The 22,135-nt window shown below is 72.1% G+C and carries 18 protein-coding genes and 2 pseudogenes; 9 read left to right on the forward strand and 11 right to left on the reverse strand.

Annotated features, from left to right (window positions below; all coding sequences use genetic code 11):
* Positions 1 to 351 precede the first annotated feature (351 nt).
* The gene (gene typA, locus ACFY3N_RS01535; RefSeq protein ID WP_390814619.1) at positions 352 to 2,259 is read left to right on the forward strand and encodes a translational GTPase TypA; all 1,908 of its coding nucleotides are present in this window, start codon (positions 352 to 354) and stop codon (positions 2,257 to 2,259) included.
* Between the two features lie 57 nt (positions 2,260 to 2,316).
* Here typA and ACFY3N_RS01540 read toward each other — a convergent pair whose 3' ends face one another.
* Positions 2,317 to 4,524, reverse strand: a complete 2,208-nt coding sequence (locus tag ACFY3N_RS01540; RefSeq protein WP_390814620.1) for an ABC transporter family substrate-binding protein — start codon at positions 4,522 to 4,524, stop codon at positions 2,317 to 2,319.
* Between the two features lie 289 nt (positions 4,525 to 4,813).
* On the opposite strand from ACFY3N_RS01540, the gene ACFY3N_RS01545 reads away from it, so the two are divergent.
* Genes ACFY3N_RS01545 through ACFY3N_RS01560 form a run of 4 tightly spaced genes read left to right on the forward strand, consistent with a single transcriptional unit; the run spans position 4,814 to position 8,703 of the window.
* Complete coding sequence (locus ACFY3N_RS01545) at positions 4,814 to 5,107, forward strand: hypothetical protein (protein WP_390814621.1); 294 nt, start codon at positions 4,814 to 4,816, stop codon at positions 5,105 to 5,107.
* 45 nt (positions 5,108 to 5,152) lie between these two features.
* Positions 5,153 to 5,989, forward strand: a complete 837-nt coding sequence (locus ACFY3N_RS01550) for a hypothetical protein (RefSeq protein ID WP_390814622.1) — start codon at positions 5,153 to 5,155, stop codon at positions 5,987 to 5,989.
* A 15-nt stretch (positions 5,990 to 6,004) separates the two neighbouring features.
* Positions 6,005 to 7,939, forward strand: coding sequence for a fumarate reductase/succinate dehydrogenase flavoprotein subunit (locus tag ACFY3N_RS01555; protein ID WP_390814623.1), 1,935 nt, complete (start codon positions 6,005 to 6,007; stop codon positions 7,937 to 7,939).
* The gene (locus tag ACFY3N_RS01560; protein WP_390814624.1) at positions 7,936 to 8,703 is read left to right on the forward strand and encodes a succinate dehydrogenase/fumarate reductase iron-sulfur subunit; all 768 of its coding nucleotides are present in this window, start codon (positions 7,936 to 7,938) and stop codon (positions 8,701 to 8,703) included. The genes ACFY3N_RS01555 and ACFY3N_RS01560 overlap by 4 nt, the downstream gene beginning before the upstream one ends.
* Before the next feature lie 173 nt (positions 8,704 to 8,876).
* Here ACFY3N_RS01560 and ACFY3N_RS01565 read toward each other — a convergent pair whose 3' ends face one another.
* The 8 genes from ACFY3N_RS01565 to ACFY3N_RS01600 form a co-directional block, all read right to left on the reverse strand.
* Complete coding sequence (locus tag ACFY3N_RS01565; RefSeq protein WP_390814625.1) at positions 8,877 to 9,962, reverse strand: hypothetical protein; 1,086 nt, start codon at positions 9,960 to 9,962, stop codon at positions 8,877 to 8,879.
* 73 nt (positions 9,963 to 10,035) lie between these two features.
* Positions 10,036 to 12,651 carry a SpoIIE family protein phosphatase gene (locus tag ACFY3N_RS01570; RefSeq protein WP_390814626.1) on the reverse strand — a complete coding sequence of 872 codons (2,616 nt, stop codon included), beginning with the start codon at positions 12,649 to 12,651 and terminating at the stop codon, positions 10,036 to 10,038.
* A 266-nt stretch (positions 12,652 to 12,917) separates the two neighbouring features.
* The gene (locus ACFY3N_RS01575) at positions 12,918 to 13,346 is read right to left on the reverse strand and encodes an ATP-binding protein (protein WP_390814627.1); all 429 of its coding nucleotides are present in this window, start codon (positions 13,344 to 13,346) and stop codon (positions 12,918 to 12,920) included.
* A gap of 142 nt (positions 13,347 to 13,488) precedes the next feature.
* A complete protein-coding gene (locus ACFY3N_RS01580) occupies positions 13,489 to 13,902 on the reverse strand; it encodes a (deoxy)nucleoside triphosphate pyrophosphohydrolase (protein ID WP_390814628.1) in 414 nt (137 codons plus the stop codon).
* Positions 13,903 to 14,052: 150 nt separating this feature from the next.
* A complete protein-coding gene (locus ACFY3N_RS01585; protein ID WP_030859980.1) occupies positions 14,053 to 14,241 on the reverse strand; it encodes a hypothetical protein in 189 nt (62 codons plus the stop codon).
* Between the two features lie 535 nt (positions 14,242 to 14,776).
* Complete coding sequence (locus ACFY3N_RS01590; RefSeq protein WP_390814629.1) at positions 14,777 to 15,529, reverse strand: GntR family transcriptional regulator; 753 nt, start codon at positions 15,527 to 15,529, stop codon at positions 14,777 to 14,779.
* A 147-nt stretch (positions 15,530 to 15,676) separates the two neighbouring features.
* Positions 15,677 to 16,078 carry a hypothetical protein gene (locus tag ACFY3N_RS01595; protein WP_390814630.1) on the reverse strand — a complete coding sequence of 134 codons (402 nt, stop codon included), beginning with the start codon at positions 16,076 to 16,078 and terminating at the stop codon, positions 15,677 to 15,679.
* A gap of 90 nt (positions 16,079 to 16,168) precedes the next feature.
* Entirely contained in the window at positions 16,169 to 17,749 is a 1,581-nt protein-coding gene (locus tag ACFY3N_RS01600; RefSeq protein ID WP_390814631.1) for a S8 family serine peptidase, read from the reverse strand.
* A 571-nt stretch (positions 17,750 to 18,320) separates the two neighbouring features.
* Between ACFY3N_RS01600 and ACFY3N_RS01605 the strand changes: the two genes are divergently transcribed.
* A complete protein-coding gene (locus tag ACFY3N_RS01605; RefSeq protein WP_390815020.1) occupies positions 18,321 to 19,607 on the forward strand; it encodes a phosphatase PAP2 family protein in 1,287 nt (428 codons plus the stop codon).
* A 238-nt stretch (positions 19,608 to 19,845) separates the two neighbouring features.
* Here ACFY3N_RS01605 and ACFY3N_RS01610 read toward each other — a convergent pair whose 3' ends face one another.
* Positions 19,846 to 20,100, reverse strand: a complete 255-nt coding sequence (locus tag ACFY3N_RS01610) for a Txe/YoeB family addiction module toxin (RefSeq protein WP_390814632.1) — start codon at positions 20,098 to 20,100, stop codon at positions 19,846 to 19,848.
* Positions 20,097 to 20,285: pseudogene (locus tag ACFY3N_RS01615) on the reverse strand (type II toxin-antitoxin system Phd/YefM family antitoxin); the annotation flags it as partial. The pseudogene ACFY3N_RS01615 and the gene ACFY3N_RS01610, both read right to left, overlap by 4 nt.
* Positions 20,286 to 20,437: 152 nt before the next feature.
* On the opposite strand from ACFY3N_RS01615, the pseudogene ACFY3N_RS01620 reads away from it, so the two are divergent.
* The 3 genes and pseudogenes from ACFY3N_RS01620 to ACFY3N_RS01630 all read left to right on the forward strand — a co-directional run.
* A pseudogene (locus tag ACFY3N_RS01620) lies at positions 20,438 to 20,545 on the forward strand (hypothetical protein); the annotation flags it as partial.
* A 14-nt stretch (positions 20,546 to 20,559) separates the two neighbouring features.
* Positions 20,560 to 20,820 carry a DUF6000 family protein gene (locus ACFY3N_RS01625; RefSeq protein WP_390815021.1) on the forward strand — a complete coding sequence of 87 codons (261 nt, stop codon included), beginning with the start codon at positions 20,560 to 20,562 and terminating at the stop codon, positions 20,818 to 20,820.
* Between the two features lie 501 nt (positions 20,821 to 21,321).
* A complete protein-coding gene (locus ACFY3N_RS01630; RefSeq protein WP_390814633.1) occupies positions 21,322 to 22,044 on the forward strand; it encodes a glycoside hydrolase family 11 protein in 723 nt (240 codons plus the stop codon).
* The last annotated feature ends 91 nt before the right edge of the window (positions 22,045 to 22,135 follow it).

Consider the following 22,135-nt stretch of genomic DNA (forward strand, 5'->3'; position numbering starts at 1 on the left):
ACGCGCGTCAAGGGCGGAAGGCATAGGGATCTCCCTACCGTTCATATTTTGAGCGAAAATTGCAAAGATTGACACCTACGCGCGCTTGACACCCTCAGGGATAAACCGGCAATTCGGACAATTACGTACAGCTTTTTGTTTACATGTCCGAAACGCGTTCGCGCGCACACCGATATCCGAACGACCCCTCCCGGCTCCCAGGAGGAACAGGGGCCCCGCGGGCTCGCGAGGACGGACCTCGCGGCGGCCCCGTACCATGGGGTGAGGCCGAGGCGTGTTCAGCCCGGCAGGGCCCGCACACCACAGACGCCCGTGCGGGGCATTCCTCAGCACTCCGGGAGTACGCCTTATATGGCCACGCGCCACGACATCCGCAACGTCGCCATCGTCGCCCACGTCGACCACGGCAAGACCACCATCGTCGACGGCATGCTCAAGCAGGCCGGCGCCTTCGCCGCGCACCAGCTCGACTCGGTCGACGACCGCATGATGGACTCGAACGACCTGGAGCGTGAGAAGGGCATCACGATCCTCGCCAAGAACACGGCGGTGAAGTACCACCCCAAGGACGGCGGGGAGCCCATCACGATCAACATCATCGACACCCCCGGCCACGCCGACTTCGGCGGCGAGGTCGAGCGCGGTCTGTCGATGGTCGACGGTGTGGTGCTGCTGGTGGACGCCTCCGAGGGTCCGCTGCCGCAGACCCGCTTCGTGCTGCGCAAGGCGCTCCAGCAGCGGCTGCCGATCATCCTCTGCATCAACAAGACGGACCGCCCGGACGCCCGGATCGACGAGGTCGTCAACGAGACCTACGACCTCTTCCTCGACCTGGACGCCGACGAGGAGCAGATCGAGTTCCCGATCGTCTACGCCTGCGGCCGGGACGGCGTGGCCTCCCTGACCAAGCCGGAGGACGGCACGGTCCCGGCCGACTCCGACTCGCTGGAGCCGTTCTTCTCCACGATCCTGGAGCACATCCCGGCCCCCACCTACGACGAGGACGCCCCGCTCCAGGCCCACGTCACCAACCTCGACGCCGACAACTTCCTCGGCCGCATCGCCCTGCTCCGCGTCCACCAGGGCGAGCTGAAGAAGGGCCAGACGGTCGCCTGGATGAAGCGCGACGGGTCCGTCTCCAACGTGCGCATCTCCGAGCTGATGATGACCGAGGCGCTCACCCGCAAGCCCGCCGAGAAGGCCGGCCCCGGTGACATCTGCGCCGTCGCCGGCATCCCGGACATCATGATCGGCGAGACCCTGGCCGACCAGGAGAACCCGGTCGCGCTGCCGCTGATCACGGTGGACGAGCCGGCGATCTCCATGACCATCGGCACCAACACCTCCCCGCTGGTCGGCCGCGGCGGCACCGGCAAGGGCGCCGACGCGAAGGCGGCCGTCAAGGACCGCAAGGTCACCGCCCGCCAGGTCAAGGACCGCCTGGACCGCGAGCTGATCGGCAACGTCTCGCTCCGCGTCCTGGACACCGACCGCCCCGACGCCTGGGAGGTGCAGGGCCGCGGCGAGCTGGCGCTGGCCATCCTGGTCGAGCAGATGCGGCGCGAGGGCTACGAGCTCACCGTCGGCAAGCCGCAGGTGGTCACCAAGGAGGTCGACGGCAAGGTCCACGAGCCGGTCGAGCGCATGACCATCGACGTCCCCGAGGAGCACATGGGCGCGGTCACGCAGCTCATGGGCGTCCGCAAGGGCCGGATGGACAACATGTCCAACCACGGTTCGGGCTGGGTGCGCATGGAGTTCGTGGTGCCCTCCCGCGGTCTGATCGGCTTCCGTACGGAGTTCCTGACCCAGACCCGCGGCACGGGCATCGGCCACTCCATCCACGAGGGCCACGAGCCCTGGTTCGGCACCCTCACCACCCGCAACAACGGCTCCCTGGTCGCCGACCGCGCCGGTGCCGTCACCGCGTTCGCGATGACCAACCTCCAGGAGCGCGGCGTGCTGTTCGTCGAGCCCGGCACCGAGGTGTACGAGGGCATGATCGTCGGTGAGAACTCCCGCTCCGACGACATGGACGTCAACATCACCAAGGAGAAGAAGCTCACCAACATGCGGTCGTCCACGGCCGACGTGGCCGAGTCGATCGTCCCGCCGCGCAAGCTGTCGCTGGAGCAGTCCCTGGAGTTCTGCCGCGACGACGAGTGCGTGGAGGTCACCCCGGAGGCGGTCCGCATCCGCAAGGTGAACCTGGACGCCCGCGAGCGCGCCCGCGCCGCGAGCCGCGCCAAGCACGGCTGACCCGGACACCTGAGCGGCACACCCCCGGCGGGGGTGTGCCGCTCTCGTGCGTGCGCGTCAGTCCCCGGCCGGCGACTCGGCGCTCTTCGTGCCCGGGGTGCCCGTCGGCCCCTGGGCCGGCTTCTCCAGGAAGCCCATGTCCTCGTAGACCGGCGTCCGGAACCCGAACGCGCCGGCGTTGGCCAGGTTCCTGCGGGCGGCGGTGAGCTGGGGGCGCTGGTAGAGCGGGATGGAGCCGGCCGCCGCCCAGATGCGGGAGTCGGCCTTGCGGAGCAGGGCGCGGCGCTCGGAGTCGTCGAGCGTGGTGACGGCCTGGTCGAAGAGCTGGTCGACCCGGTCGGTGCCGACGCGGGTGTAGTTCTGCTCCACGTTCAGGGAGCCGTCGGCGGCCGGGACCGGTTTGGCGTAGACGGGGCGGGCGTCGGTGGCGGGGTAGGCGGTCGCGGGCCAGGAGTACAGGGCGAGGTCGTACTCGCCGGACGCGATGTGGTCCTTGAAGTAGCTGGTGTCGTCGACCTTGGTGATCTTCGTGCCGATGCCGATCCGCTCCAGCATCCGCGCGATCCGGCCGGCCACGGTGCGCAGCGTGTCCGAGCCCGGTCCCGAGGGCAGGACGAAGCGGAGGGTGAGCGCCTTGCCGTCCTTGGCGAGACGGGTGTTCCCGGCGCGGGCCGGGGCGGCGGTGCCCGTGGGGGCGTAGGCGCCGGGGGCGCCGCCCTGCTCGAGCCGCCTGGCGCCGGTGCCGGAGTCCCGCGGGGCCTTGTCGTCGTCCCCGCCGTCCCCGTTGCTCCCGTCGTCCTCCCCGACGATGTACGTGCCGTCGTCGCCGCCCTCCGAATCGTCCCCGGTGTCCCCCTCCGAGCCGGCCGCCTCCTCCTCCTCGCCCGCCTCGTCCTTCTTCTTCACCGGCCCGCCCGGCACCCAGCCGGCGTCCGCGAGCAGCGCCCGCGCCTCCTTGGCGTCCTGCTCGCCGAGGGCTCCGCTGCCGTCGGCGTAGGCGGCCTGGCCGGACAGCGCGAGGTGGCTGCCGACGGGCTCGGCGGGCAGGCCGAGCGGTTCCAGGACCGCCTCGGCGATGGCCTCGCGGTCCAGGGCGCGGGCCACGGCGCGGCGGACCCGCTCGTCGGCGAGGGGGCCGCCGACGCCGTTGAGGGCGAGCTGGGTGTAGGCGGGCTCCAGTGACTTGCGCACCTCGAAGCCGCTGAGGGCCTTCTGCCGGCGGGCCTGCCTCGCGGCCTTCTCGCGCAGCTCCTCGCGGGCGGAGATCTCCTCCTCGGCGGCCTCCTCGTCGGAGCCGTTGGCGACGGCCCAGGAGCGCAGGGCCGCCGCGGCGGCCCGGCCGGCGCCGGGGCCGGGGCCCATGAGGGGGCCGCTCCCGTCCCGCGGGAGCGCGGCGGCGGTGACGCGGCGGGCGGCGGCGGGATCGATCTCGGCCAGATCGAGGGTGCCCGCGGCGAGCGCGGAGATCCGCTTCTCGCGGGGCACCGCCCGCAGCACGATCTCGGAGAGCATCGCCGGGTCGCCCCACCAGCGCGTGCTGCGGACGAGGGTGACCTCGTCCTTGCCGGTGTCGACCTTCTTCACCGTGAAGGGCCCGGCGGTGACCTTCAGCTTCTTGCGGGCCCCGTCGTTGAAGGAGTCCGGGGCGCCCATGACCTCCTTCGGGTACAGCGGCGTGAACAGCGACTTCCAGTCGGCGTAGGGGCGGCTGAAGGTGACCTTGACCTCGAGGTCGTTCTCACCCCGCTCGATCTTCCCGATGCGGTCGTAGCCGGCGTTGCGGGCGGTCCAGTAGGCGGTGTCCCTGCCGGACAGGGCGCGCCACTGGGCGGCGAAGTCGGCGGCGCCGATCTCGCGGCCGTCGCTCCAGACGGCCTGCTGGTTGAGCCGGTAGAGGACCACCTGCTTGGGCTCGGTGTCGACGACCTCGGCGGACTCCAGGTAGTCGGGGTTGCGCACCGGCCGGCCCCGGCCGTCCATCCGGTACATCGACGGCAGGACGGCCTGGGCGATCCGGGTGGTGGTGGCGTCGGCGTCCGACTGGAAGGTGTTCAGGGTGTCCGGAACGGTGTCCACGGCCCAGCGCAGGGTGCCCCCGTCGGCGATCCGGGTCCGGTCGGCACGTGCGATGTCCGCTCCCGCGAGAGGCTTGCCCGCCGGGTCGTCGGAGCCGCATCCGGCCAGCGCGGGCACCGCGAGCAGGCCGGCGGTGAGGAAGGCGACCGAGCGCAGAGCCGCGCGCGGACCGACGCCGTCGTGGGACATCTCTGGGTACCTCCGGGAAGCCTCGGGCGTTACGATCACTTTTGGTGGTATTTGGAGCTCATCCGACGTATGCGGCCCACTGAAGAGGAAAGGGTTCGGCAACCCGGGGCGACACGGCGGCCACGGACGGCAAGCCCACCCGTGCGGCGCAAAGCACCGTCCGGTGCACCCGCACGCCTCGGCCAATCGATGCACATCCCTTCACACCGCGAGGTGTGACGCGCAACACTCTCAGGCGCATGAACGTTGCGCCGTGGGCCTGAAGGACCCGTGGAAGTGAGGTCACGTCATGTCCGTGCACGAGGAACTGACATCCGTCCAGCGCTGTCTCGACGACCTGATCCGGTCGGTGGGGCGCCTGGAGAAGCAGCTGGGCAGCGGCGGCCTGGAGATGCGCCGCGTCCGCGCCGACGCCGGTCACCTGCGCGAGAGCGTCGCGCTGCTGCGGGAGACGGCCGTCGCCGCCTCGGCCCCGCAGCGCCGCCCCGATCTCGTGACCATCTCCGACACGCCGTACGACCCCTCGCTGTGGGTGGACACGGACGACGAGGGTCTCGGCGCCCGCGGCCGCCGCGCCCCCTGACCCCCCGCCGATCGCGGCGCCCCCGACCCCTACCGGAGTGGACAAGTGGCCACTGGCACGGAACCTCCCGCCACAGAACCCCGTCCCCGAAGCGGCGGTGTGAGAACCGGTACGCGCGCCGCGATCGCCGCCCCGCACCTGCGGACCGACCGCTGGTGGCTGGCCCCGGCCGCCACCGCGGCCGGGCTGCTCGCCTTCGTCGTCTACTCGACCTGGCGGGCCTTCGCGAACGCCGACTACTACGCGGCGCCGTACGTCTCGCCGTTCTACTCGCCGTGCCTCGCGGAGAACTGCGAGCCGATGAGGGGCGGGCCGAACGCGGAGCTGTTCGGAAGCTGGTGGGGCATCTCGCCGGCGATCATCATCCTGGTCTTCCCGCTCGGCTTCCGGCTGACCTGCTACTACTACCGCAAGGCCTACTACCGGGGCTTCTGGGCGTCCCCGCCGGCCTGCGCGGTGGCCGAACCGCACCGGAAATACACCGGGGAGACCCGCTTCCCGCTGATCCTGCAGAACATCCACCGGTACTTCTTCTACGCGGCGATCCCGGTCGCCGGCATCCTGACCTACGACACCGTGCTCGCCTTCCGCGACGAGCACTACGACTGGGGCCACATGGGGCTCGGCACCCTGGTGTTCCTGGTCAACATCACGCTGATCTGGGCGTACACCCTCTCCTGCCACTCCTGCCGGCACATCGTCGGCGGGAAGCTGAAGCACTTCTCCCGGCATCCCGTGCGCTACCGGATGTGGCAGGCGGTGGGCCGGCTGAACGCCCGGCACATGCAGCTCGCCTGGGCGTCACTGCTGAGCGTGGCGCTCGCCGACCTCTACGTGTACCTCGTCGCGTCCGGCGCCTTCGACGATCCGCGCTTCTTCTAGCTGGAGGTCTTGCCCATGTCCGTGGTCGACCGGCAGGAGTGGGACGTCGTCGTGGTCGGGGCCGGCGGCGCCGGTCTGCGCGCCGCGATCGAGGCCCGTGAGCGGGGCGCCCGTACGGCCGTGATCTGCAAGTCGCTGTTCGGCAAGGCGCACACCGTGATGGCCGAGGGCGGCATCGCGGCGGCGATGGGCAACGCCAACCCCGGGGACGACTGGCAGGTCCACTTCCGCGACACCATGCGCGGCGGGAAGTTCCTCAACCAGTGGCGGATGGCCGAGCTGCACGCCCAGGAGGCGCCGCAGCGGGTGTGGGAGCTGGAGACCTGGGGCGCGCTGTTCGACCGGACGAAGGACGGCCGGATCTCGCAGCGCAACTTCGGCGGCCACGAGTACCCGCGCCTCGCCCACGTCGGCGACCGCACGGGCCTGGAGCTGATCCGCACCCTCCAGCAGAGGATCGTCGCGCTCCAGCAGGAGGACTTCCGCGAGACCGGCGACTACGAGTCCCGGCTGAAGGTCCTCCAGGAGTGCACGGTCACCCGCGTGCTGAAGGACGGGGACCGGGTGAGCGGGGTCTTCGGGTACGAGCGGGAGTCCGGCCGCTTCTTCGTCCTCGAGGCGCCCGCCGTGGTGATCGCGACCGGCGGGATCGGCAAGTCGTTCAAGGTGACGTCGAACTCGTGGGAGTACACCGGCGACGGGCACGCGCTGGCGCTGCTGGCCGGGGCGCCGCTGCTGAACATGGAGTTCGTGCAGTTCCACCCGACCGGGATGGTCTGGCCGCCGTCGGTGAAGGGCATCCTCGTCACCGAGTCGGTGCGCGGGGACGGCGGGGTGCTGCGCAACTCCGAGGGCAAGCGGTTCATGTTCGACTACGTCCCGGACGTCTTCAAGGAGAAGTACGCCGAGTCCGAGGAGGAGGGCGACCGCTGGTACGACGACCCGGACCACAACCGGCGCCCGCCCGAACTGCTCCCCCGCGACGAGGTGGCCCGCGCGATCAACGCCGAGGTGAAGGCGGGCCGCGGCTCCCCGCACGGCGGGGTCTTCCTGGACGTGTCCACCCGGATGCCGGCCGACGTCGTCAAGCGGCGGCTGCCGTCGATGTACCACCAGTTCAAGGAGCTGGCGGACGTCGACATCACGGCGGAGGCGATGGAGGTCGGGCCGACCTGCCACTACGTGATGGGCGGCGTCGCCGTCGACTCCGACTCGGCGGCGGCGCGCGGGGTGCCGGGGCTGTTCGCGGCCGGTGAGGTGGCCGGCGGGATGCACGGCTCCAACCGGCTCGGCGGGAACTCCCTGTCCGACCTGCTGGTCTTCGGACGCCGGGCGGGTCTGCACGCGGCCGAGTACGCGAGCGGCGTGGGCGCCGCACGGCCCCGGGTGGACGACGTGCAGGTCGACACGGCCGCCGCGGAGGCCCTGCGCCCGTTCTCGGCGGAGGGCGGGGAGCCGGCCGGGGGGCCGCCGGAGAACCCGTACACCCTGCACCAGGAACTCCAGCAGACCATGAACGACCTGGTCGGCATCATCCGCCGCGAGCACGAGATGGAGCGGGCCCTGGAGAAGCTCGCCGAGCTGCGCCTGCGGGCCCGCCGGGCGGGGGTCGAGGGGCACCGGCAGTTCAACCCGGGCTGGCACCTCGCCCTGGACCTGAGGAACATGCTGCTGGTCAGCGAGTGCGTGGCCCGGGCGGCGCTGGAGCGCACCGAGTCGCGCGGCGGCCACACCCGTGAGGACCACGCGGCGATGGAACGCACCTGGCGCAACGTGAATCTGCTGTGCGCGCTCACCGACCCGACGGACGGTCCCGCGGGCGCCGGCACGGCGCGCGGCCGGATCACCCTCACCCGTGAGACCACCGAACCCATCCGTCCCGACCTGCTCGCCCTCTTCGAGAAGGAGGAGCTGGTCAAGTACCTCACCGAAGAGGAGCTGTACGAGTGAGCAGCTACGAGGCCCGCTTCAAGGTGTGGCGGGGGGACGTGCGGGGCGGCGGCCTGGAGGACTTCGCGGTCGAGGTGAACGACGGCGAGGTGGTCCTCGACATCGTCCACCGCCTCCAGGCCACCCAGGTCCCCGATCTCGCCGTGCGCTGGAACTGCAAGGCCGGCAAGTGCGGTTCGTGCTCGGCGGAGGTCAACGGGCGCCCCCGGCTGCTGTGCATGACCCGCATGTCGGTGTTCGGGCGGGACGAGACGATCACCGTGACGCCGCTGCGGGCCTTCCCGGTGATCCGCGACCTGGTGACGGACGTCGGCTTCAACTACGCCAAGGCCAGGGAGGTCCCGGCCTTCGTCCCGCCGGAAGGGGTCGCGCCGGGCGAGTACCGGATGATGCAGGAGGACGTGGACCGGTCGCAGGAGTTCCGCAAGTGCATCGAGTGCTTCCTGTGCCAGGACACCTGCCACGTGGTCCGCGACCACGAGGAGAACAAGCCGGCGTTCGCCGGGCCCCGTTTCCTGATGCGGGTCGCGGAGCTCGACATGCACCCGCTGGACGCGGCCGAGGAGGCCGGCCTGGACCGCAGGCGCACGGCCCAGGACGAACACGGCCTCGGCTACTGCAACATCACCAAGTGCTGCACGGAGGTCTGCCCGGAGGGGATCAGGATCACGGACAACGCCCTGATCCCGCTGAAGGAACGGGCGGTGGACCGCAAGTACGACCCGCTGGTGTGGCTGGGGTCGAGGATCAAGCGCCGGGCCTAGGTCCTGTCGTCGAACTCCCGTCGTCCGTCCGGAGGGCGGGCCGCGCGGCGTCGGGTGCGTGCTCCCGGCGTGCCGGGCCCCGACCCTCGTACGGGATGCACTTGGGCCGGGGCCCGGTGCGGCGAGAGTGCGTGCACGGCGTCGCGCGGCAGACGGGAGTGTGACGGCGGGGCCTAGCGGACCCAGCCGTCCCGGTACTGGTCCCAGTTCGTCTCCGTCGCCGCGAAGTCGATGTACGGGGCGACGCCGAAGAGCTCCCGGTCGGCGTCCGTCCGGGACAGGCCGAGGCGGACGCCGCGGACGGCGGCGGCGACGGTCTCGGCGTGACCCCAGTGGCTGAAGTTGCTCTCGTGGTAGAAGGGCAGGCCCATCAGCAGGTGCGTGGTGGGCGGGGTGACCTCCAGGGCCAGGGAGGTCTGCAGGGCCACGTAACCGCCGTAGGTGCTCTCCAGCGGCTGCGCGGTGTCGTACGACATCACGGCGATCTGGTCGACGCGGCGGGCGACCTGGCCGAAGAACTCCTGCGACCACCACTTGGGGTGGTCGGCGAAGAGACCGGCGACGGAGTGGAGGGCCGGGAGCGGGTCGATCTGGTGGGCGGCCACGGAGAGCCGGGCGTCCTCGGCACGGGTGACGGCGCGCAGGTCGTCCAGGAGCGAGAGGTAGTCCCGGTCGCCGGAGTGCAGCGGCTCCAGGTCGAGGTGGACGCCCTCGTAGCCCACGTCCAGGACCTGGCCGGCGCTGCGGACGACGGCGGCGCGGGTGGCGGCACGGTCCAGGTGCAGTCCGTCGGGGCCCCCGTTGGCGAGGACGTCCCCGAGGAAGGCCTGGACCCGGACGCCCGGCAGCTCGCGGTGCACGGCGTCGATCAGCCAGCGGGCGCGCGGGTACTTCGACGCCGGCAGGGTGCCGTCGTGCTCCAGCGGTCCGGTGTGGACGTACAGGTCGCGGATGCCGGTGTCCTTCAGGCGGCGGGCGAGCGCGGTGACGTCGGCGTCCTTCTTCCGTCCGTCGACCCAGGCGTGCCCGAGCCACATGGCGTCCCGGTCGCGGGTGTACGTCCCGTCCGCCGGGTCTCCCGTGTAGTTGACGCGCAGGGCGGTCCCGGCGGCGAGGAGGGGGACGACCAGGAGGAGGACGACCGTGAGGGAGATGCGCCGGGTCCGGCGCACCCAGGGCCCGCGGCGCTTCCCCCCGGGCGCGGGTGCGGCGCCCTCCTCCTCGCCGGCCGCCCGTTCCCCCGACTCCGTGCGCTCCATGCCGCGTTCCCCTCGCCGTGGACGTTGCCGGGGAGGACGAGGGGAACGGGTGTTCCGGTTGCGGTCGCGGCGCTCAGAAGAGGCTGAGCAGGGCCTCCGCCGGGTCGGTGAGGACGGTGTCGGTGCCGGGGAGGGGGAGTTCGAACCAGACCGTCTTGCCCCGGGGCGTACGGCGTGAGCCCCAGGCCGCGCTGAGCAGGCCGACCAGCTGGAGGCCGCGGCCGCCCTCGTCGGTGTCGCGGGCGCGGCGGCGGCGGGGCTGGACGAGCCCCGAGTCCCAGACCTCGCAGACCAGGGTGCGGTCGAGGAGGAGACGGAGCCTGATCTCGCCCTCGCCGTACCGCAGGGCGTTGGTGACCAGCTCGCTGACCAGGAGTTCCGTGGTGTCGACCAGGGGCTCCAGGTCCCAGCTGAGCAGCTGGGCGCGGGCGTACTCGCGGGCCCGGCCGACGCTGCGCGGCTCGCGGGGCAGGGTCCAGTCGCCGACGGACTCGGCGGGCAGTCCCTGGACGCGGGCCATCAGCAGGGCGATGTCGTCCTCGCCGTGGTGGGTGTCGAGGGTGTTGAGGACGTGGTCGCAGACGTCCTCCAGGGGCGCGGAGGGGTCCCTCAGGGCGTTCACGAAGGCCTGGAGGCCCTCGTCGAGGGGGTGGTCGCGGCTTTCGACCAGACCGTCCGTGTAGAGCGCGAGCAGGGCGCCCTCGGGCAGTTCGACCTCCACCTCCTCGAAGGGCTCGCCGCCGACGCCGAGCGGCATCCCGGGCGGTACGTCCAGCATCAGCGCGGGCTCGCCGGGTTCGACCAGGACGGGCGGCAGGTGGCCCGCGTTGGCGAAGGTGCAGCGCCTGGTCACCGAGTCGTAGACGGCGTAGACGCAGGTCGCCAGGTAGACCTCGGAGAGGTCGGCCTCGCGGGGGCGGCGGGCGGCCCGGGTGGCCTGCTGGACGCCTCCGGGGGCGCCGAGGCCCCGGGCGATCTCGTCCAGCTGGGAGAGCACCTCGGCGGGTTCCAGGTCGAGCTGGGCCAGGGTCCGTACGGCGGTGCGCAGTTCGCCCATCGCGACGGCCGCGCGCAGACCGCGCCCCATGACGTCGCCGACGACCAGCGCGGTGCGGTGGCCGGGGAGTTCGATGACGTCGAACCAGTCGCCGCCGACCTCGCCGGCCCGGCCGGTGGCCGCGTTGCCGGGCAGGTAGCGGCAGGCGATGTCGAGGCCGGAGGCCTCGGGGTCGCCGGGGGGGAGCAGGGAGCGCTGCAGTATCAACGCGCGTTCGTGCTCACGCCGGTAGAGGCGGGCGTTGTCGATGCAGACGGCGGCGCGTGCGGCCAGTTCGACCGCGAGGTCGCGGTCGCGGTCGCCGAACGGCTCGCTGCCCTTGGTGCGGGCGAACTGGGCGAGGCCCACCACCGTGTCGTGGGCGACCATCGGCACGGCGAGCGTGGACTGCACCGGGCCGCCCTCCTCGCCGGGGACGTTCTGCGGGCGGGCGGTGCGCAGGGCGTCCGCACAGAGCGAGTTGAACGGGTAGTGGTGGACGGCGCCCAGCCTCACCGGCTCGCCGGCGCCGCCGAACGGCGCGCCGGACACGGCGCTGGCGAAGGCGACGCGCCGTACCTCCGCGCTGCCGTCGGCGAGGCCCGGCGGGGTCTCGTCACCGGCCAGCAGACCCTGGTACAGGTCGACGGTGGCCAGGTCGCAGAAGCCGGGGACGACGACGTCGAGGAGTTCGCGGGCGGTCGTCTCCAGGTCCAGGGAGTTGCCGATCCGGGCGCCCGCCTCGTTGAGGAGGGCGAGATTGCGCCGCGCGGCGGCGGCCTCCCGGGCGGCGGCGCGGCGGGCGGTGATGTCGGTTCCGAGCCAGGCGACGCCGATGGGCCGGCCGCTGCCGCTGTGCACGCGGTAGAGGTTGATGGACCAGTGGCGGCGCTCGTCGGAGCCCGGCACGTAGCCCGTGACGTGCATGTCCGTGATGGAGTCGCCGGACTCCAGCACCCGGCGCAGGGTCGCGGCGACCCGGTCGGCCTCGCCGCGCGGCAGGTAGTCGTGCACGCCCTTGCCGCGGTGGTCGTCGGGGGTGCCGCCGAAGATGGACGCGAACCGCTGGTTGGCGCGGCGTACCCGCAGGTCGGGGTCGATCAGCAGGAAACCGAACGGAGATTGGCCGAATATGGCCTGCGAGGCGGCGAGGTCGGTCTCGATGCGGCGCAGGGTGCGGACGTCGACGACGATGCAGACGGCGGCCTTCTCCCCCGCCTCGGTCCGCGTCGGCATGACGTAGACCTCGGCGATGCCCTCCCGGTCGCGCCCGTCCGCCGCCGACGAGTCCGGCAGCCGGAAGGGCACCACTCCGGTCCACTCCCGGCCGTCGAGGATCTCGGCCATCTTGCGCTGGCCGCGCTCCCGCCGGACGGGCTCGAGGAACGCCTCGATGGGGTCCATGCCGACGGCGCGCTCGACGGGGATGCCGAAGATCTGCTCGGCGCGCAGGCTCCACTGGTCGACCAGCCCGTCCGGGCCGATGGAGAAGGAGGCGACCTTGATGTAGTCGTAGATCGAGCCGGGCGGACTGCTCTGCCACATCGCGTCGCCGGACGGGGCGTCGCCGGAGAAGAGGCCGTCGACGGCCCCGCTTCTCGCGCCGCCCGACGGGTCCTCGGACTCCGTGGCCTTCGCTGGTATCTCGCGCACGCGAACCGTCCCCTCCAGCTCACCGCGTCCGGCACCGGTCACCGGGGGCGGCTGCCCGCAGTATCCAGCACTACGGTGCCGTACAACACGGTGTTCACGATCACAGCACGGTCCCGATGCTTTTCGGTCCGTCCCGTGAGAACACTTCCAGTCTTCTAACCAGCGGACACGTCGTCGAACCCCCCTTTTCGACAACCGCCACGGCCCCGAACCGGTCACTCGACGGAAGGGGCCGGTGTGTACACCCTGAACGGGCGTGCGATCCCTCATCTCGGCACCGCGAGTTCGAACCACACGGTCTTGCCGGGGGCGGTCGGCCGGGTGCCCCAGCGGCGGGAGGCGAAGGCCAGCAGCTGCAGCCCGCGACCGCCCTCGTCCTCGGGCCGGGCGGCGCGCTCGTGCGGGGGCTCGGGGAGGGGGTCGGAGACCTCCACCAGGAGGACCCCGCCGAGGCCCGTGGGGCGTGTCAGGCGTACGCCGATGGGGCCGGTGGCGTACCGCAGGGCGTTGGTGACCAGCTCGCTGACCAGCAGGGCCGCGAGGTCACCGACGTTGTCGAGGTCCCAGAGGCACAGTTGGTCACGGACGGCGCGGCGGGCGGCGCGCACGGTTCCCGGGTCCGCGGGGAAGGTCCACGCGGCGTGGTCGCCGTCGGTGTCGATCACGCGGATCACTTCCCCGCCGAGGGAGTCCACCCACGTCCGTTTTCATGGGGTTAATGGGCACATACCCGACATCTCGGACGGAGTACCGCGCTCGACGGCGCATCGTGGCACGAGCGGCGCGGGAAGGCGCCCGGGCGCCGTCGCCCCTGCCTCCGCGCGCCGGACCCGCGCTTCACACACCCTCGCGGAGACCGAGGTGGGCGAGGGTGTCGCGGACCGCGGGCACGTCGTGGTCGAGCCAGTCGACGTCCCAGATCCGGTCGGGGGTGAGCCAGCGCAGTTCGTCGTGGTCCTCGAGGGGCCGGGGCGCGGCGGACCCGGGGCGCAGGCGCGCGGTCCACACCCGCATCACGTACGGCGTCCGCAGCGGCCACTCCCCCGGGACGCGTTCCACGGCCTCGGCGTCGACGCCGAGCTCCTCGCGCAGCTCCCGCACGACGGCCGCCTCGGGGGCCTCCCCCGGTTCGACCTTGCCGCCGGGCAGCTCCCAGCGCCCGGCCAGTTCGGCGGGTGCGCTCCGGCGGGCGGCGAGCAGCCGCCCCTCGTGCCACAGGGCCGCACCGACCACCACGATCCGCTCGCTCATGCGCCGGAGCCTACGGGAGGGACGGGCGGGGCCCGCCGGCGGTCTGGGCCGGTCGGGGGTCCGGGTCAGTCGGCGGTCCGGGCCGGTCGGGGGTCCGGGCCGGTCGGGGGTCCGGGTCAGTCAAGGGTCCGGGTCAGTCGAGGGTCCGGGTCAGTCGGCGGACGTTCCGTTCTGGCCGATCCGCTCGACCCAGTAGAGCTGCTTGTGTCCGCGCCCGTCGAGGCTGTCCGCGATCCTCTCGGCCTCGGCGCGGGTCGCGTACCTGCCCACCCGGTAGCGATTGCCGTTGTCGTCCTGGCGGACGACGAGCCAGGGAAGAGTCACCGTGCCGTCGTTCATCGCTCCCCTCCACTTCCCGTCCGCGGCCGGTGCCGCGCCCCGCCCGATAAGGAAACCCGGGTCCGCATATGCCCGAGCCTACGCCTTGCCTTCACTGAGCGAATACGCCTTTTCACAAACAGGCACGCAACCAGCCAGAACGCAGGGGGCGCACGGTGGCGGATGCGCCGTGCGGGAGGGTCGACGCGTCCGGTCAGCGGCATACCGCCCGGTGCGCCGCGCTCCGGGGGCGACCTGGGAGAACGGCCAGATTGCTACGGCGCGGGAGCGACGGTGCCACGGGCGGTGCGCCGGAGCGCAGGCGGGCCGGGGGCGCTCAAGGGCGCGCGACGGATCGGCGGAGGAGCGTGACGATCTCCACTGGGGAGCGGACGGGGGCGGGAAGGCACGCGGCCGTCCCGGGCGCGGGCGTCGCCGGCGGGGGCCGCGAGGACCGTGGTGAAGGCCTGCCGGCCGGCTCCGGGGCGCACTGGACGCGGGCGCGGGCCACCGGACCCGGCGGTGCGGGGGGCACGCCCCCGCACCGCCGGGTCCGCTACTTCACCGGGAGGTGGTAGGCGGCCCGGTAGCGGTCGGCGGGGATGACCACGTCGGCGGTCTCGACCGGACGCCCCGAGGCGAAGTAGGTGCGCTGGATGACCAGGACGACATGCCCGGGGACGCCGCCCAGCAGCACCAGCTCCTCGGCGAGACCGGGGCGGGCCCCGACCTCCTCCGTGACGTTGTCCACGATCACGTCGATGGCGCGCATGCGCTCGACGACGCCCATGCCCCCCAGCGGGCCCTCCTCGGGGAGCATCACGGGGGTCCGTCCGGTGAGGGCCAGCGGCTCCCAGGACGTGGAGAGCATCATCGGCTCGCCGGCCTCCCGGAAGAGGTATGTGGTGCGCATCACGCGGTCGCCGGGCTCGATGCCGAGCCGCTCGGCGACGGCGCCGCAGGCCTCGGTCTGCTCGCTGCTGGACTCCCAGGTGCCCCGGACGCCCGCGTCGGCCTGCTCCTGCCGGAAGGGCGTGGCCCCGCGCTCCGGACGGAACCCCGAGCGGGCGACCCGCCGGGGCACCGGCCGCTCGCGCACGTACGTCCCCGAACCGGAGCGGCCCTCGACGAGCCCCTCCGCCATGAGCACCTTGCGCGCCTCCAGCGCGACCGTGTCCGAGACGCCGTACTCCTCGCGGATCCTCGCCTGGGAGGGGAGCCGCGTGTGCGGCGGCAGTCGGCCGTCGACGATCTTCTTGCGGAGATCACCCGCGACACGCAGGTACGCCGGCTGCTCACCGAATGTCACGGGCCACTCCCATCAGGTTGCACAGACAGCAACAGCGTGACAACCACAGGTTGTGCCGGGCAAGCGAAGGCCAGAGAATCACTCGATGTGATGACATCTGCTGGGTAAGGGCTTTACCCAGGCACTTTCTCCCCGCTATGGCGGCCGTCACACCCTCAGCTCACCGCTGTCGGTGCCGCGCCCGTCCTCCTCGTACCCGGGCGGTGTGGTGGCCAGCCCCAGAGCTTCGCGTGCGGTGACCGAGCCATGGGGGTCGATCAGGTCCCGGCCCTTCTCCTCGTGCCCGTGGCAGGCGCCCGCGTCGGCCGCGCCGGCCGGCCACTCGTGTGCGCGCAGCAGCCCCGTCTGCTCGGCGAGGGCCTCCTCGACCCGGCCGGCCCACTGCCTGTCGTCCGTCAGGTCCTCGCCGGGACCGTCCGCGCCGGGCGCCCCGTCCAGCGCGGTGTCGAGCACCCGCGCGGCCTCCAGATAGGCCACCTGGTGCGCGGGGTGCCGGCTCTGGGGGCCCCGGGGTTCCCGCGGGGGCCCGTGGGGCGGAGGTGTGGACACGGGGCGCATCGTAGGCGCGGGACGGCGGCCCCGTCCCCGGGGTGTCTTCCCGGGGACGGGGTGCTGTGCGGTGAACGGTGGTCCCGGGGATCAGAACTGCAGCGCCCAGCCGTTCAGCCGCCCGGTGTCCCACGACGCGTTGTCGCTGACGCGCAGCTTCCAGGTGCCGTTGGCCGTCTCCGCGGAGGCGTCGACGGTGTAGGTGGTGGCGATGTCGTCGGCGCTGCCGCCGGTGCCGTACGACTTCAGCGTGTACGCCGTGCCGTCGGGGGCGACCAGCTGGACCTGGAGGTCGCCGATGTAGGTGTGGGTGATGTCGACCTCGACGGCCAGGTTCGAGGGCGCGTTGCCCGGGACGCCGGAGACGGTCACCGGGGACTCGACGGTGCTGTTGTCGGCGACGGTGTGGTCGGCGGTGTTCTCGAAGCGGTCACCGGTCGGGGGCGGGGTGGTGTCCCCTCCGCCCACGTACAGCAGGCGGTTGGGCGATCCGCTGCCCGGGCTGCCGACGACGCCGGTGGTGGCGGCGGAGGTCAGCGCGGAGGAGACCTGGGCGGGGGTGGCCGAGGGGTTGTCGGCCAGGTGGAGGGCGGCGGCGCCGGCGACGTGCGGGCTCGCCATGGACGTGCCGGAGATGGTGTTGGTGGCCGTGTCACTGGTGCGCCAGGCGGAGGTGATGGAGGAGCCCGGCGCGAAGAGGTCCAGGACGGAGCCGTAGTTGGAGTAACTGGCGCGGGCGTCGGAGGAGGTGGTGGCGCCGACGGTGATCGCCTCGGCCACCCGGGCCGGGGACTTGGTGGAGGCGTCGGTGGACTCGTTGCCGGCCGCGACGACGAAGGTGACGCCGGAGGCGACGGCGCCCCGGACGGCCGCGTCGAGGGCACTGTCGGCGCCGCCGCCGAGGGACATGTTGGCGACGGCCGGCTTGACCGCGTTCTGCGCCACCCAGTCGATGCCGGCGACGACCTGGGCGGTGGTGCCGGAACCGGAGTTGTTCAGCACCCGGACGCCGACGACCTTCGCCTTCTTCGCCACGCCGTGGGAACCGCCGGCGACCGTGCCGGCGACGTGCGTGCCGTGGCCGTGGCCGTCCTGGGCGGTGTTGTCGTTGTCGATGGCGTCGTAGCCGTAGGAGGCCCGGCCGCCGAAATCGCTGTGGGTGATGCGGACGCCGGTGTCGATGACGTACGCCGTCACGCCCTCCCCGGCCGAATCCGGGTAGGTGTAGGAGCTGTTGAGCGGGAGGGTGCGCTGGTCGATCCGGTCCAGGCCCCAGGAGGGCGGACCGGGCTGGGTGCCGGTGATGTGGAAGGTACGGTTCTGCACCACGGAGGCGACCGCCGGGTCGGCGGCGAGGCGCTTCGCCTCGGCCTCGGAGGCCTCGACCTCGTAGCCGTTCAGGGCCTTGGCGTACGTGCGCTCGATGTCGGCGCCGTACTTCTCGGCCAGGGCGCGGCCCTCGGCGGAGTCGGAGCGGGCCTCGTCCGCCCTCAGGGTCACGAGGTAGCTGCCGGCGACGGCGTTCGCGGCGTCCGCGTACTGGACGCGACCTTCGGCGGCGGCCGGGGCGGCTCCCGCCGGGAGGGCGGAGACGAGGCTCGCGACGAGGGCCGCGGTGGTGGCGGCGCCGAGGGCGGCCAGTCTTCGCCGGGGGTGACGCATCACTGCCATGTGAGGGTTCCTCCTGGGTCGGTGGTGCGCGTGCGGACCAGCCACTGACGGGATCATGTCAACTCTGACGGCCGAGTCCGGGCATCAGCCGAAAGATTGAGGGTTGCACAGGAATTGCACAAGAGGCCCTGCGCGAACGACTGGACCGGACGCACCGGCCGTACGACGGCGGGCGGCCCGCCCACGGGGCGGATCACCCGGTTCCGCCCGGTCGCCGAAGGCCCCGGCATCCGTCCGGCCGCTGCCCGACGGCCGCGGGCCACGCCCCTCCGATCACCCTCGGCGGCGTCACGGCCCGTCCCGCCCACGACCTCTCCCCGGGCCGGTAGTACGTCCTGGCCCGGCGGGCGGAGGACGCCCCCTGCTCCGGGGGTACGCGGAGGCCTGCCGCCGGGTGGCGGGGCGGCCGCGGTCCGAGCGGGGGCGGTCCTGACGCACATCGAACCCACAGGGTGCCGATAGCATGTGCGGACCCATGACGATCTCCAGATCACCCGATCTTCACACATAGACCAGGAAGTTGAAAACAAAACCAAGTCGGATACCGGCGCGCACACCCGGGCCGCAGGCGGTGCTGTGGGCGGCGGCGGGTGCGGCGACCCTCGGGTTCCTCGTGGCACTGGAATGCGCCGCGCGCCGCTACGGCCTGCCGGGGCCGATCACCCACCACGCCCGAGAGGTGGTCCTCGCCCCTGATTCGGGACCGCTGCTGTACGCCGGTCTCGCGCTGGCAACGGTGGTGCTCACCTGGCGGCAACGGCTGGTCGCGGCGGGCGCCGCGATCGGCATCGACGTCGTCTTCTTCCTGGTGCGGTGGGCGGTCGGCGCCGAGATGAACTTCGGCAACGGCGCGCTGTGGGTGGTCCTGGGCATCGCGGTCGTCGCCGTCACGCGCCGTACCGGGCCGGAACGCCTGCTGCTGCTGAAGGGCACCGGGCTGGGGCTGCTCCTGGTGGCCGGCCACAAGACGGGCGACACCTGGCTGCTCATCACGTCGAAGACCCGCCCGACCGTGCTCGACCCCTACGTGGCGGCCGCCGATCACGCCCTGGGCGACCCCTCGTGGCTGGCCGGCCGGATCGTCGAGGCCACCGCTCCGGTCAGCACCGGCCTCCTCCACGTGGTCTACGGTCAGCTTCCGCTGGCGGCGGCGCTCGTCGGGCTGTACCAACTGCGTCGCGTGGCGGTGGAGCGCCGCTTCCCGGCCCACCACCTGGTGCGCACGTTCCTGGTCATCGGCCTGCTCGGACCGGCCGTCTACATGGTCTTCCCGGTCGTCGGTCCGGTCTACGCCTACGGCGCCGACGGCGGACCGTGGGCGGCGGGCCACCTGTGGCCGGACACGCTGCCGTCCATCGGCACCCCGCACCCGATCCCGTTCGACGGGATCACCCCGCGCAACTGCATGCCCAGCCTGCACACGGCATGGGCCGTCACGCTCTTCGTCCACACCCGCAAGGGCTCGCGGGCGATGCGCTGGGCGGGCACGTTCTGGCTGGTCGCCACCCTCTGCGCGACGCTGGGCTTCGGCTACCACTACGGCGTGGACCTCGTCGCCGGCGTGGTGTTCGCGCTCACGGTCGAGGCGGCGATGCGCTCACTGGCACGCGGCTGGGACCGGTCGGGCACCTGGCTGGTCGCCCACGGCACGGCGGTCTTCACCGTGCTCCTGCTGTCGTACCGCCTGCTGCCGCTGGAGATGGCCGGGCACCCGTGGGCGTTCGGCCCCCTGCTCCTCCTGGCGATGGCCTCGGTGGTCCACGGCTACGCACGCACCACCGCACGGTGGGAGACGACGGCCGCACCGGAGCCGCAACGGGAACCGCGGTCCCCGGAGCCGCGGCCGGAACTCGTCTGATCCGGCCCCCGTCACGGACCGGTCGCCCCGGACGACTCCGGCCCCTGTGAGCGAACGCCGGCGGACCGGCCGGTGCCGCGCCGAGCGAGGGTGCCGAAGCGGGCGCCGGCCGGATCCGGCCGACCCGCGACCTCCTCGAACGCGCCGCGCCTCTCCGGGCGTCCGCCGAAGGGCCTGACACCCCGGTCCGGCACGGCACGTCCGGCGCCCTGGGCCGGGAGAACCCCAGCCGTGGAAATCAGTAGTGGTAGCGAGCGGCGAGAACGATGATCTCCTTGTCGGTGACCAGGTAGACGAGGCGGTGCTCGTCGTCGATCCGCCTCGACCACGCCCCGGGCAAGTGGTACTCGAGCGGCTCGGGCTTGCCGATTCCCGTGAAGGGATCGCGCTTGACGTCCTCGATGAGCCTGTTGATCCGAGCGAGCGTCTTGCGGTCGTTCTTGAGCCAGGACGTGTAGTCCTCCCAGCCCTGGTCCTCGAAGACGAGCCTCACGCCGGACCACCACTGGCCGCATCCGGCGATTCGGGGTCGATCAGCTCCCGCTCCGACACCTCGATGCCGGCCAGGGCGTTCTCGTACGCCTTGAGCAGGCGGCGGGCATTCGCCGGCGAGCGGAGCAGGTACGAACCCTCGCGCAGCGCCGCATAGTCCTCTGCCGAAATGAGCCGGCCTGGACCGGGAACTCGACTGGACCGGGCCCTGGGAGCACCTGGTCGATAAGTCCCGCGCATGGTCCCTGCCGGAAGCCTCCGAAGCCCTCGCCTGCGACGGCATCTTCGTCGCCCCCACCTGGATCGACCGTACCGACCTGCACCCGGAGAGGTGACCGATGCCGTTCCGGCACCCCGAGGAGATCGGCTACGGCTACGTGATCGAGCGCTATGTGACGAGGAAGGACTCGGGCCGCCCGCGCTACCTCGACCTGAAGAGCGGTCGCGTCCTGCGGCCCGGATGGCCGCACGCCGAACGCTTCACCCGCCACCTCATCGACGACGCGGCCACGATCACCGACGCCGAACTGGTGCCCTCCTCCACCTCGACGACCGCCTCGGCGCCCACCGCGCGGTTCGCTTCACCCAGCCCGACGGCCTCTGGGACCGGTGGGTCGACGCCCTGCCCCACCTCCGCGACGCCCCCGGCTGCACCCCTGCCGAGCAGCACCGCCGGACGGACCTCCAGTGCGGCTTCGCCGACGGCTGGATCCGGCCGTAGCCGCAGCCGCCCGGCTGCGCAGCCCCTCCCGGGCATCCGGAAACAAGGGGCCAGACCGTGAGGTCCGGCCCCTGGCCCGGGACTTCACCCTCCGACCTGCATCTCGGCGGATCGGCGGACCAACTGTCACTCATGGAAGCGGAGCCGTCCGCGACAACGCTGCCACTGCCGACACCGGCACGTCGGCGGAGCTTCGAAGCGCCCTCTCCCCAGGATCCGAAACTTTCGCATTAACCGGTCGCACTTGCGTCCCAATCCGACCCGAGACCCTCTTTACCCTGCATGCCGGTCCACACGATAGACGATCTGAACAGGGAAGATACATGCGTCAAGCGCCCTTTCGAGCATGGATACGTTTCCGAAAGAGCGCCGAAACTGTTGACAGGCCCATGAAGCCTCAGAAAACTAAGGCCGCCGGAGCAGAAGAGCGCGTTCCATGCAAGGCCGCCGGGTGGCAGAAGGCCGCGCGGTCCCCCACCTGCCTTCATCGAAGGGAACAGCATGCACCAGGACGGCACGCAGCAGGACCGAACCCAGCACGCGATCATTCCCCCCGGCCTGAGCCGTCGGGGCTTCCTCGGTGGCGTCGGCGTCGCCACGCTGGCCACCGCGTCCGGGCTGCTGCTGCCCGGCACCGCCCACGCCGCCACCACCATCACCACCAACCAGACCGGTACCGACGGCATGTACTACACGTTCTGGACCGACGGCGGCGGCTCGGTCTCCATGACCCTCAACGGCGGCGGCAGCTACAGCACCAGGTGGACCAACTGCGGCAACTTCGTCGCGGGCAAGGGCTGGGCCAACGGCGGGCGCAGGACGGTCCGCTACACCGGGTACTTCAACCCGTCGGGCAACGGCTACGGCTGTCTCTACGGCTGGACCTCGAACCCGCTGGTCGAGTACTACATCGTCGACAACTGGGGCAGCTACCGGCCCACCGGCGAGTACAGGGGCACCGTCCACAGCGACGGCGGCACGTACGACATCTACAGGACGACGCGGTACAACGCCCCCTCCGTCGAGGGCACCCGCACCTTCGACCAGTACTGGAGCGTCCGCCAGTCGAAGGTGACCAGCGGCTCCGGCACCATCACCACCGGCAACCACTTCGACGCCTGGGCCCGCGCGGGCATGAACCTCGGCCAGTTCAAGTACTACATGGTCATGGCGACCGAGGGCTACCAGAGCAGCGGCAGCTCGAACATCACCGTCAGCGGCTGACGTCCGTCCGGCGCACGACCGGCTGCGGTGCGCGTGCGGTCGCGGTCATGCCCTCCATGAACTCCGGAGCCTGACGCAACCGCTCTCTACA

The sequence above is a fragment of the Streptomyces sp. NPDC000348 genome, from assembly GCF_042898795.1.
Classification (GTDB): domain Bacteria; phylum Actinomycetota; class Actinomycetes; order Streptomycetales; family Streptomycetaceae; genus Streptomyces.

Excerpts from the sequence above, each read along its gene's own strand:
- typA (WP_390814619.1), top strand. The coding sequence starts at position 352 with ATGGCCACGCGCCACGACATCCGCAACGTCGCCATCGTCGCCCACGTC.
- ACFY3N_RS01540 (WP_390814620.1), bottom strand. The coding sequence starts at position 4,524 with ATGTCCCACGACGGCGTCGGTCCGCGCGCGGCTCTGCGCTCGGTCGCC.
- ACFY3N_RS01545 (WP_390814621.1), top strand. The coding sequence starts at position 4,814 with ATGTCCGTGCACGAGGAACTGACATCCGTCCAGCGCTGTCTCGACGAC.
- ACFY3N_RS01555 (WP_390814623.1), top strand. The coding sequence starts at position 6,005 with ATGTCCGTGGTCGACCGGCAGGAGTGGGACGTCGTCGTGGTCGGGGCC.
- ACFY3N_RS01565 (WP_390814625.1), bottom strand. The coding sequence starts at position 9,962 with ATGGAGCGCACGGAGTCGGGGGAACGGGCGGCCGGCGAGGAGGAGGGC.
- ACFY3N_RS01580 (WP_390814628.1), bottom strand. The coding sequence starts at position 13,902 with ATGAGCGAGCGGATCGTGGTGGTCGGTGCGGCCCTGTGGCACGAGGGG.
- ACFY3N_RS01585 (WP_030859980.1), bottom strand. The coding sequence starts at position 14,241 with ATGAACGACGGCACGGTGACTCTTCCCTGGCTCGTCGTCCGCCAGGAC.
- ACFY3N_RS01600 (WP_390814631.1), bottom strand. The coding sequence starts at position 17,749 with ATGGCAGTGATGCGTCACCCCCGGCGAAGACTGGCCGCCCTCGGCGCC.
- ACFY3N_RS01625 (WP_390815021.1), top strand. The coding sequence starts at position 20,560 with ATGGCCGCACGCCGAACGCTTCACCCGCCACCTCATCGACGACGCGGC.
- ACFY3N_RS01630 (WP_390814633.1), top strand. The coding sequence starts at position 21,322 with ATGCACCAGGACGGCACGCAGCAGGACCGAACCCAGCACGCGATCATT.